Origin of the sequence: Acinetobacter sp. (genome assembly GCF_041919735.1) — a bacterium.
Taxonomy (GTDB): domain Bacteria; phylum Pseudomonadota; class Gammaproteobacteria; order Pseudomonadales; family Moraxellaceae; genus Acinetobacter.
This window is the reverse complement of sequence record NZ_JAYRTF010000008.1, coordinates 133,427-143,837: the sequence shown is the minus strand read 5'-3', so window position 1 is coordinate 143,837 and position 10,411 is coordinate 133,427. Positions and strand designations below refer to the sequence as shown.

The 10,411-nt window shown below is 48.8% G+C and carries 9 protein-coding genes, 4 tRNA genes and 1 pseudogene; all 14 read right to left on the bottom strand.

Annotated elements, in window-relative coordinates:
- Positions 1-265: GTP-binding protein (locus ACE3T3_RS06835; RefSeq protein ID WP_374665312.1), on the bottom strand; the 265-nt coding region annotated here is incomplete at its 3' end.
- A 145-nt stretch (positions 266-410) separates the two neighbouring features.
- Positions 411-485: transfer RNA gene (locus ACE3T3_RS06830), tRNA-Thr, on the bottom strand.
- A gap of 13 nt (positions 486-498) precedes the next feature.
- Positions 499-574: transfer RNA gene (locus ACE3T3_RS06825), tRNA-Gly, on the bottom strand.
- Positions 575-608: 34 nt separating this feature from the next.
- Positions 609-692: transfer RNA gene (locus tag ACE3T3_RS06820), tRNA-Tyr, on the bottom strand.
- A 55-nt stretch (positions 693-747) separates the two neighbouring features.
- Positions 748-823 (bottom strand) — tRNA-Thr (locus ACE3T3_RS06815).
- A gap of 98 nt (positions 824-921) precedes the next feature.
- Positions 922-2,415, bottom strand: a complete 1,494-nt coding sequence (trpE, locus tag ACE3T3_RS06810; RefSeq protein ID WP_374665310.1) for an anthranilate synthase component I — start codon at positions 2,413-2,415, stop codon at positions 922-924.
- Between the two features lie 112 nt (positions 2,416-2,527).
- Positions 2,528-3,196, bottom strand: a complete 669-nt coding sequence (locus ACE3T3_RS06805; protein ID WP_374665308.1) for a phosphoglycolate phosphatase — start codon at positions 3,194-3,196, stop codon at positions 2,528-2,530.
- 93 nt (positions 3,197-3,289) lie between these two features.
- Positions 3,290-3,988 carry an FHA domain-containing protein gene (locus tag ACE3T3_RS06800; protein WP_374665306.1) on the bottom strand — a complete coding sequence of 233 codons (699 nt, stop codon included), beginning with the start codon at positions 3,986-3,988 and terminating at the stop codon, positions 3,290-3,292.
- Between the two features lie 308 nt (positions 3,989-4,296).
- A pseudogene (gene gspD, locus ACE3T3_RS06795) lies at positions 4,297-6,498 on the bottom strand (type II secretion system secretin GspD); the annotation flags it as partial.
- 38 nt (positions 6,499-6,536) lie between these two features.
- Positions 6,537-7,388, bottom strand: coding sequence for a type II secretion system protein N (locus ACE3T3_RS06790; RefSeq protein WP_374665304.1), 852 nt, complete (start codon positions 7,386-7,388; stop codon positions 6,537-6,539).
- Positions 7,385-8,131 carry a type II secretion system protein N gene (gspN, locus tag ACE3T3_RS06785; RefSeq protein ID WP_374665302.1) on the bottom strand — a complete coding sequence of 249 codons (747 nt, stop codon included), beginning with the start codon at positions 8,129-8,131 and terminating at the stop codon, positions 7,385-7,387. Before gspN ends, ACE3T3_RS06790 begins: the two co-directional genes overlap by 4 nt.
- A 170-nt stretch (positions 8,132-8,301) precedes the next feature.
- Complete coding sequence (locus ACE3T3_RS06780) at positions 8,302-8,628, bottom strand: H-NS family nucleoid-associated regulatory protein (RefSeq protein ID WP_374665322.1); 327 nt, start codon at positions 8,626-8,628, stop codon at positions 8,302-8,304.
- A gap of 143 nt (positions 8,629-8,771) precedes the next feature.
- Positions 8,772-9,200, bottom strand: a complete 429-nt coding sequence (locus ACE3T3_RS06775; RefSeq protein ID WP_374665300.1) for an acyl-CoA thioesterase — start codon at positions 9,198-9,200, stop codon at positions 8,772-8,774.
- A gap of 12 nt (positions 9,201-9,212) precedes the next feature.
- Positions 9,213-10,406: a heme biosynthesis protein HemY gene (locus ACE3T3_RS06770; protein WP_374665298.1), complete on the bottom strand. Its 1,194-nt coding sequence runs from the start codon at positions 10,404-10,406 to the stop codon at positions 9,213-9,215.
- Positions 10,407-10,411: the final 5 nt, after the last annotated feature.

Genomic DNA, 10,411 nt, shown 5'->3' with positions numbered 1-10,411 from the left:
CATAATCGGCGTGGCCCGGGCAGTCTACGTGAGCGTAGTGACGGATTGGAGAATCGTATTCTACGTGTGAAGTATTAATTGTAATACCACGTGCTTTTTCTTCTGGAGCAGAGTCAATCGCTGCGTAGTCACGCGCTTCACCGCCGAATTTTTTAGCACAAACAGTTGCGATCGCAGCTGTTAAAGTCGTTTTACCATGGTCAACGTGACCGATTGTGCCCACGTTAACGTGCGGCTTATTACGTTCAAACTTAGCCTTAGCCATGTTTATTTTCCTCGTTTACGTCGAACACAGTCAAAACAACTCAGTATCGACACATCGTCTAAAAAATCAGACACCAAATACTTGAAAAGCAGACTAATAAGCCTGCTTTCTAAAAACTTTGTAGATAATCTACTAAACTGTAATCTGGAGCTCTTATCGAGATTTGAACTCGAGACCTCTCCCTTACCAAGGGAGTGCTCTACCACTGAGCTATAAGAGCAAATCATCTTCGATGGAGCGGGAGACGAGGATCGAACTCGCGACATGCAGCTTGGAAGGCTGCCGCTCTACCAACTGAGCTACTCCCGCACAATGTTGGTATAACCACTTCAATCGAAGTTAATGGTGGTGAGAGAAGGATTCGAACCTTCGAAGCTTACGCGACAGAGTTACAGTCTGTTCCCTTTGACCGCTCGGGAATCTCACCATTTCACACTTACTTTCAGTGTCGTTCTTTACTTCGCTTACTCAACTCTCTAAGATGGTGCCGGCACACGGATTCGAACTGTGGACCTACTGATTACAAGTCAGTTGCTCTACCAACTGAGCTATGCCGGCGTTTCTTAGTGTTTCGTACGTTTCGTATCGGAACGGTGTGCAGTTTAGCAAAACTCTGAAACCATGCAAGTGTTTTTTTCAAAAAAATCGTCAAAAACTTATAAAATCAATCCGTTTGATGATAATTCAACCGCTTTGATCACTGCGCGAGCTTTTATTTGGGTTTCATTCCACTCAGATTCAGGATTTGAGTCATAAACCACCCCTGCTCCGGCCTGCACATAAACCTTATTTTCACGGATGACACAGGTGCGGATGGCAATCGACATGTCCATTTCGCCATGCCAGCCTAAATAACCGACAGCGCCGCCAAAAATACCGCGTTTTACCGGCTCGACTTCGTCAATAATTTCCATGGCGCGGATTTTCGGTGCGCCTGAAAGCGTTCCTGCGGGGAATGTCGCCTTAAAAACATCCAAAGCATCGATATCATCACGCACTTCGCCCTGCACATTGGACACAATATGCATGACATGCGAATAGCGTTCGATCACCATTTGATCAGTCACTTGAACTTTACCGATTTTTGATACGCGCCCCACATCATTGCGGCCCAAATCAATCAGCATTAAATGCTCTGCGATTTCTTTTTCATCCGACAGCAGGTCCTGCTCCAAAGCCAGATCTTCTTCTTTGGTTTTGCCGCGCGGACGCGTGCCTGCCAATGGGCGTACCGTGGCAATGCCGTTTTCCAGACGGGAGAGAATTTCCGGCGAAGAACCTACAATATGGAAAGGCGTATTGTTTTCTAAAGTCTGCCCCTGCACCAAGAACAAATACGGCGACGGGTTCAAATGGCGCAGCGCGCGGTAAACCTGCAGCGGATCACCATCAAAATCAGAGACCATGCGGTGGCCCGGCACCACCTGCATCACATCACCGGCTTTAATGTACTCTTTGACTTTGGCAATGGAGTCAATGAAGTTGTCATGCCCGGTCAGCGATTCAAAATGCGGCGCACTGTGTTTTGCCGCTTGCAGCACAACCGGTGTTGCGAGCAACGCTTCGAGCGCATCCAATTGCGCTTGCGCTTTAGCATAAGCTTCTGCATCGCTGGAATCCGCATGCACAATCAAAAACAGCGTGTCTTTCAAATTATCAAACACGATTACTGTTTTCGACAGCATCATCCAGATATCCGGCAAGCCGACAGGATCCGCTTCAGGCACATTGCTTAGACGCGGCTCGATATAGCGCACAGCGTCATAGCCAAAGTAGCCCACCAAGCCGCCGGTAAAGCTCGGCAAGGCAGGAAGATCCTGCTGCGTCGGCACACGGTACTGCGCCTGAAAATCACGGATATACTGAAATGGATCTGCGCATGGCTGCCGTTCCACGGTGCCGTCTGCATTCTGCACGCTCAACACGCCGGCATTGCAGGAAAAGACCGTGGATTCGCCGAGGCCGATAATGGAGTAGCGCGCCCAGTTTTCGCCGCCCTCGACGGACTCAAACAGATACGCCTGTTTATGCGCTTTGAGGCGGGCAAAGACGGAGAGCGGCGTTTCGGTATCCGCCAAACGCTGGCGGTACACCGGGATCAAGTTATAGCCTTGCGCTTTTAAAGCATTGAATTGGTTTTGCGTAGTCATCTGGTTTCTCTATATCTCAATTGGCTTTATTCAGTTTTGTTTATTTGCTGGACTGAGTTTCGCCATCGAAAAACCATTTTGCTGCTCATGTTTATTCCTTCAATGCACTGTATTACGCAAGCAATTCCCGAAGATCGTCAACCACGCGCTGCGGCCGGCAATCTTGAATATTTTCCCCATGATTATAGCCATAGCTGACCACAATACAATCAATACCCGCACGGCGCGCCGCCTCGACATCATTCGATGAGTCACCCACCATCAGCATTTGCGATTTTTCCGCCTGATAATAGTCTGCGCAATGCAGCAGCTGGCGCGGATGCGGCTTACGCTCTTCAAAACGGTCTCCGCCAATCACATCAGCAAAATAGCCCGCCAGCCCCAATTCATCCACAATCATCCGCGCGGGCACTTCAGGCTTATTGGTTACGCAAATCAAGGTTTTTCCCTGCGCCTTCGCCCAGTCTAAAAATGCTTGAATGCCGTCAAACAGCTGAGTTTCCACACAAGGGTCCGCATTATAGATGTTCAAAAAAGTCGCCAGCAGCAATTGATGCTGCGCGGCATCCACCTCGCCGGTTAAATGCTCCAGCACGCTGCGGCAAAAAATCGAGGTGCCCTTGCCGATCCACACGCGCACTTGCGCTTCAGTCACCAGCGGGAGCTGCAAAGCATTCAGGCTCATATTCATGGCGCGGAACAGATCCGCCGCGGAATCCACCAATGTCCCATCCAAATCAAACAAAATCAGCTGCTTTTCCGCCAGATTCACATTCAACATCACACTCTCAGCCTCTACTTTTACAGACAAAATACTGCCGATTAAACAACAAAGGCATGCGATTGCATGCCCTGATTGCTGCCGCAGCAAGGCTTATTTAAAAAATAGCCACGCCGCAACCGCTAAAATAATAATGACAATCAAGCTCATCAAGCCCACTGACGCATTCTTCTGCTGCTCTTTTTCCTGCGCCACACGTGTTTCCGGCTGTTCTACAGGAATAGACGCAGGTTCAGGCTTCACTGCACTGATATCCGTGCCTTCTGGGATAGGCGCCGGCTTCGGCACAGCAACATTCTGCGGCATGCCGTCACGGCTCAGCTGCACCCCTTCATGGCGCTCAGTCAGCGCAGGCATGCCCTGATCATTCATTTGCTGCGCAGCGGTTTTTTCTTGCGCTTCCGCTTGCGCGGTTTCCGACACAGCAACAGCTTCAGCTGGCTGAACAGGCGGTTCGGCCTGCGGCGCTGGCGCAGAGCCTTCAGAAAGCTCCACAGCCTGAGCAGGCTGCAGCACTGAAAATTTCAAGCCTGCAAACTGCACAATATCGCCTTCTTTTAACAGCGCTTCATTTTCAATGCGCGCATCATTCACAAATGTGCCATTCGATGAATTTAAATCCTGAACCCACAGCACCTGCTCTTTTAAATGAAAAGCTGCATGCTTGCGGGAAATTTCAGCTTGCGGCAGAACGATATCTGCACTCTGATGACGGCCCACCAGCATATCTCGATCGATACTGATTTCCTGTCCAGTGTGTTCACCAGTAATTGCTTGTAATTTCCAAGTCATAGCAGCCTGCCCTATTGCGATTTTTGATTATCATAGCATATTGAATATCCTGAACCATGATCACAGCCGGCGGCTTTTTTCATGACCGCAGCCGCGCCCAAATAATCCTGCATATTGTCCGGCGTTAAGCGGATGGTTTCATAAGGCTTAGCAGGCAAAGCTGAAGCTTGCGCTTTAACTTCTGCGGGCGCTTTAACCGGAGCGGCCTTTTTCTGTGCGGGCGCAGATGCTTGTGCAGCAGCAGCGGGTTTAGCAGGAACCGCCACGGGCTGAACAGGCGCGGCTTGCGACTCTGAACGTACTGGCGCGGTTTGACGCTGTATTGGCGGCTCGATTGCTGCAGGCGTTGTGACAGCCGGCTGAGGCTGTACACCGCCTGACGGCACATTCTGATAAACCGGTTTCGGCGGATTGACCGGCGTCTTTGAAACCGGAATCCGCTGCTGATACAGGTCTTCAACATTTTCCGGCAATTTAGCAAAGTTGCCGTCATCATCCAGCGCCAATTGCAGGCTGTACAGCTGGCTGTAGCGCTGCTGCGACAGCTTGCGCACGTCTTTGCCATCGCCCACAATGGTCGGATGGATGAAAATCAGCAAATTGCGCTTCACATTGGACTTGCCGTCTGAGCGGAACAAGCGGCCCAGGCCCGGAATCGCGCCCAAGCCCGGAACCGATTGCCGCGTATAGGCCGTATCATCAGAGATCAAGCCGCCCAGCACAATAATCTGCCCATGCTCCGCCAAAATCGAAGTCTTAATGGCGCGCTTGCTGGTGACTAGATCGGACGCTTCGCCTTTGGTCTTCTTCACATTAGAGACTTCCTGCTCCACCTCTAAGCGCACAGAACCGCCTTCACCAATATGAGGAATGACTTTTAAGGTTACACCGACATCTTTGCGCTCAATGGTGGTATAGGGATTGGCTGTGCCTGATGACGTTGTTGAAACCGAACCCGTCACAAAGGGCACGTTTTCACCCACCACAATATAAGCCTCTTCATTGTCCATGGTTAAAATAGACGGCGTAGACAGCAAATTGGATTTGGTTTTTTCTTTCAGCGCCTGAATCATGGCGCCATACAGCTTGCGCGAACCGTCTGCGCTTTCTTTATAATCCCCCAGCACCAGCGATGTGCCTGTGCCGATCGCGCTGCCCGCACCCGCTGCGCCGCCCGTCAAATAGCCTGCGGCAATATTTTTTAAACTCGAACCGATATTGTCAAAATTAATCAGGCCAATGCCGCTGCTTAAATCCCCCAGCGCCCACTGTACGCCCAGCTGATCTGTATCGCTGCCTTCGACTTCAATAATCGCCGCTTCAATCAGCACCTGCTCACGGCGGATATCCAGCTGCTGAACCGCCGCTTCAATCTCCCGCATCAGTTGCGGATCAGCTTTGACCAGCAGCGAATTTTGTGAAGTATCAGCAATAATGCTGACCCCATTCGCGCTGAAGCTGCTGATGGCATTGTCACTGGAACGGTTAGAGCCTGAATTTAAATTAATCCCAGCAGCAGAGCCTGATGAAGAATTGCCGCTGTTTGAATTGTTCAATAAATTGCTGATGGCGCTGTTATTGCTAGCACTAGACGATGAGTTTGATGAGCCGGATTGATTAGACGACGATGAAACGGACTGCCCGCTCACCAAGCCCTGAAGAATTTCCGCCAAATTCTTAGCGCCGGCATATTTCAAGCGGAAAACTTTTAAGCCGCCTAAACGGTCCGCAGACGGCACATCCAGCATTTCAATGGTTTGGCGGATGCGTTTTCTGGTTTGCGTATCACCTTTAATAATAATCCGGTTGGTGCGGTTGTCTGCAATAATGCGCACGCGCGAACCTTTCAGATCTTTCGATGCGCCCGTTGCCGTCATCGACTCCAGCAGGCTGATCATTTCTTCCGCCTGGCTGGACTGCAGGGTAATGGCCTCAATATCATTCTGCCCAGTGCCATCCAGATTGCGGATGATGGTTTCCAGCTGATAAATATTGCTGGCGCGGTCAGACACAATTAAGGCATTGGTGCCGCCAACAGCAGATAAATGCGCAAATTGAGGCATCAGCGGGCGCAGCGCAGGAATCAAGTCATTGGCATTGGTATTTTCCAGCCAGATCACCCGGGTCACAATTTGGTCGCCCGTCGCGCGGCGGCGCGCATCATACGGAATGCCGGAACTTTTGACATTGCTGTCCGGCACCAGCCGCACCGTATTGCCCGAAGGAATGGCCACAACGCCATTCACATTCAGCACCCCTAGAAATAAATCATATACTTCGCTTTTGTTCAGCGGCTTGTTGGAGATGACGGTGACATTGCCGCGCACTCGCGGATCGACTGCAAAATTTTTGCCGGTAATATCGGCCACTTCATTAATAAACGCGGTTAAATCTGCATCCCGCAAATTGATTTTCCAAGTCTGCGCATAGCTTGCAGTGCTGACCATTGCGATCAGCGGCGCTAAAGCGCATGCTGCGAATATAGGACGATTATTATTTAATAAAGCCATGAACTCTTCTGCTTCCTAACCTGCTTGGTGATGACTCATCACTTGAAATCCTGCTGTACGGTCATCACTTGATCACCCCGTTTTACTTCCAGCTTCACCTGCCCTTCGCGGCGAGCCTGTTCTAATAATTGCACTTCGGTTTGGCCGGCACCCACGCTTTGACCATTCAGGGTCATAATGCGGTCCCCCGGCTGCAAGCCTAATTTATTGCGCAGCGCCGCCGGTGTCCGCGCTGTCACTTCAAAACCGCCGCCAGAAGATGAGCTGATGCCCATTTCCTGCATATACTGCTCCCGGTTTTCCTGCATCCGCTGCACAGCTTGCCCGAGCGCGTTTTGCGTTTGGCTGCTGCCTGAGTTCTGCTGCTGTTCAGCATTGTTCATTGACGTATTGGCGCTGCTGCTGGGCACAATCGGCTGATCCAGCCCATTTTCAATCCCTTTGAACGCCAGCTCGCGCCTCTCGCCATTGCCGCTGCGCAAAAACACTTTATCCCAGTAGACTTCCGCCAATGTATAGGAAGAGCCTTCGATCATCTCACCCACCCGATAGCGCTCAGCCGTGTCATTGACCTTAATCACAGCAGAGGAATACTGGCTCGGATAGCCAACAACAACGCCCTGCAAGGCCATATTCAAGTTTTCATCCGCGCCGGAGGCCCTGCCTGCTTCCTGAAACAGCGCAAATGAGCTGATATTCGGCACTTGCGCCTGCTGTGAACCCAGCTCAACCCGGTCCATCTGCATCGCTTGCGGCGGCGCCAGCAGCAGCCACAGCATCGATGCCAGTTTCCAGCACAGGCAAATGATCAGCACAGCCAATACTGCCGGCGCTAAACGGCCGGTATTTTTCCAATTGTACTGCTTCAGCTTTTCCATCCAGTCATTCATTGCGAACCGCCTTTCAGCAAGGGCTGACGGCTGCTGATGACATAGGTGTCCAAACCGGCTTTGCCTTCATAGGAAGGGATATTCAGCAACAAGCGCTGCGTCAGCTGCACATCCAGCATCCATTCTGCATCCAGCTGCAAATTCATCATTTTCTGTTCCCGCGCATCCCGGACATCAATCTGCAGCTTGCCTTGATCATCCGTCAGCTTGGCCAGCAGCGAAGGTACATTCATGCGGTCTTGACGCTGTGCAAACGTATACAGCAGCTCACCGCCCGCCCATTGCAGCTGGCCCTCAGCCTGGCTGAACCCCTGAAGCTTTTTATATTTGAATGCAATGCCTTTCAGCTGAATGGCATTGCTGGGCCATTGCCAATCCGCCATGGATTTTAAGGTTTCAGGCGCAATCTGCCCATTGAAAGACTGAATAATGACTGTTTTACCCAAGCTGTAGCCAACCATGCCTTGCAGCTGCGTATTGCCGCTATGGATTTCAACATCGGCGCCTGCACGTAAAAGCAGCAAATCTAAGGGCCGGGTTTTCCAGCTGATTGAACCTTTGAGCTGGCCTTGATTCCAATCCGCCTGGCCGCGCCAAATATTGCCGCTGATATTTTGCAGCGATTGATTGTTTTTATAAAATTTTGAAATCAGCCATGCCGCTGGAATTTGCAGCATAACAAAAATTAAAAATATGATGACTGCGAACAGCAGCCATTTTATTTGTTTTGGCCTATCGCTCATCCCGCCCCAACCAATCTTTCAATTTTTTTTCCCAATACATCTAATTTCTTTTATAACCACATTATGCACACTTTTTCCGCACAGCCAATTCATAGAGATAAAAAAAACCAAGCATCATTGCTTGGTTTTTTTAACTTAAACGGTCTTTATGACAGCTCAATGACGGGGCATTAAATTAAGAAGCTTTCCAATTTAGCGCCTTTCTCCAGCTCAGCCACCAGCCAGCGCGGCTGTTTGCCGCGGCCAGTCCACGTATCATTTGGATTTGCTTTGCTGCGGTAGCGGGGCTCTACAGATTTACGCGTTGTTTTTTTACGCTTCGTTGCGCCAAACTCTAAAATTTGTTCAATGCTTAAACCTACATTTTCAGCAATCGCTGCAATTTGATTATAAGCATCTTCAATTGCTTGATCTTTTTTAGATGCAATTAAAGCTTCAGCTTCAACTTGAAGCTTTTTAAGTTCTTCAACAGATAGATTACTGATGTCTGGCATGATATTAACTCCAAAAAACTGATTTGTATTTTTTTGCGTTTTAAACACGCCCATCATATTTATATTAATATCAACATTCAATATCCATTTAAGGATTTAAAACAATATTTTCACAAGATAAACAAATTATTTTTTTAAAATAAAATTTAAATAACATGCTGAACCCGTATTTCTATTTTTTTAATGCCTTCACGGATAATATCAGGCATAGCCATTTTCTTCATATTTACTTGATCAACACAGACAATTACCGCCTCGCCTTCCGCAGCTATTTTCTGCTGCTGCTCGCTCCATATTAAATAATGCATCCGCATGGCGCTATTTCGCAGCTCTTCAACCCGCGCGCCTATTTTCAATTGATCAGGATAAACTACCGGACTGAAGTATTTGCATTGGCTGGATGCCACCACCGTAAAAACATTCTGCTGGAAAATACCCAGCTCATTAAAATAACAAATCCGCGCGCTTTCAATATAGCGGTAATATTGCACATTATTCACATGGCCAAATGCATCCATGTCGCCCCAAGCGACATTTTGCTCATAGATGACAGGATAATCAGCAAGCTGGTTCATTTTTATTTTCCATTATATTTTGATTTCAACAAAATTTGCATTGTTTTCAAAAATTAAATTTAACTGTTTAATCAAATCTTCCTGACCTGACAAATTAGATTTAATCCTTAAATAACTCATCAACACATCATCAGGATACTGATTCAGCAATACTTCAGCTTCATTGCTGCGCCCAGTCGCCATATAAATATGCCATTTTGCAAAACTGAATACAGGCAATGCCGGATACTGGCTTTCCCATGCATTAATGCGCTGTTCAATATAATCATAATCAGGATTTTGCTTTAACAGCTGCTGCTGGAACCAGAGATAAAAGACTTCCTGATTAAACTGCGCCGACAGCAAATGCACCGCCAGCTGTTCATGCAGCTCGCTCATTTCAGGCATGCGCGCCAGCACTTTCAGCCAAAGCACCTTAATATGGAAGGTCCGGCTATAGATTTGATCATTTAAAGCTTCATAGCGCTCTTTCAGCAGCTGCAGGCTTTCGCTGTCCGCCTGATCAAATGCCGCCAGCAGCTGTTCCAGCCAAGTCTGCTTCATGTTTTCATCCAAATGGCCGTATTTGGTTGAACGCAAGTACATCCATGGAAACTGCAGCGCAAACTGCCCCCAAAGCGCTGTCAAGCGCTGCTCATAAGCTGTGCTGACATTTTTCAGCCACGGGGACAGCTCATGCTGATTTAAAAACTCTAAATGCGTCAAAGCTTTTTCGCCGTCCTGCTGCGCCAAATACACCTCAATCCGCTGCAGTTCAGCCAATTCAAATGCCATAGGATTGGCGTCATTCAATGACTGCAGCGCTTCATCATATTGCTGGCGCAGCCAAAATAAGCGGGAATCCATAATGCCTTTCAGCAAGCCGGATTCCGTAAATGCCTGCTGAATAAACTCGCGCTGATCTTGCGCGGCGTTCAGCAGCCAAATCACCGCCAGCTGCTCATAAGGATGCAGCTGGCCGAAATTGAAGATATCCTCACGCTTACGCTGCTCGCGGCTTAAATAGCGCTTCAAGCCCAGCCAGATAAATTGCCCGATTAAACTCAGCAGCGCCAATATAATCAGGAAAAGCCACATATTGGTTTGAATCTGCCAATCGCGCCAGTATATATAGACATAGCCGACGCCATAACCAAAGCTCAGTACGCTGAATAATGCAACAGCCAGCAGGCTGATAAACAGATAAGCCAGTAGAATTTGTTTCATATGCC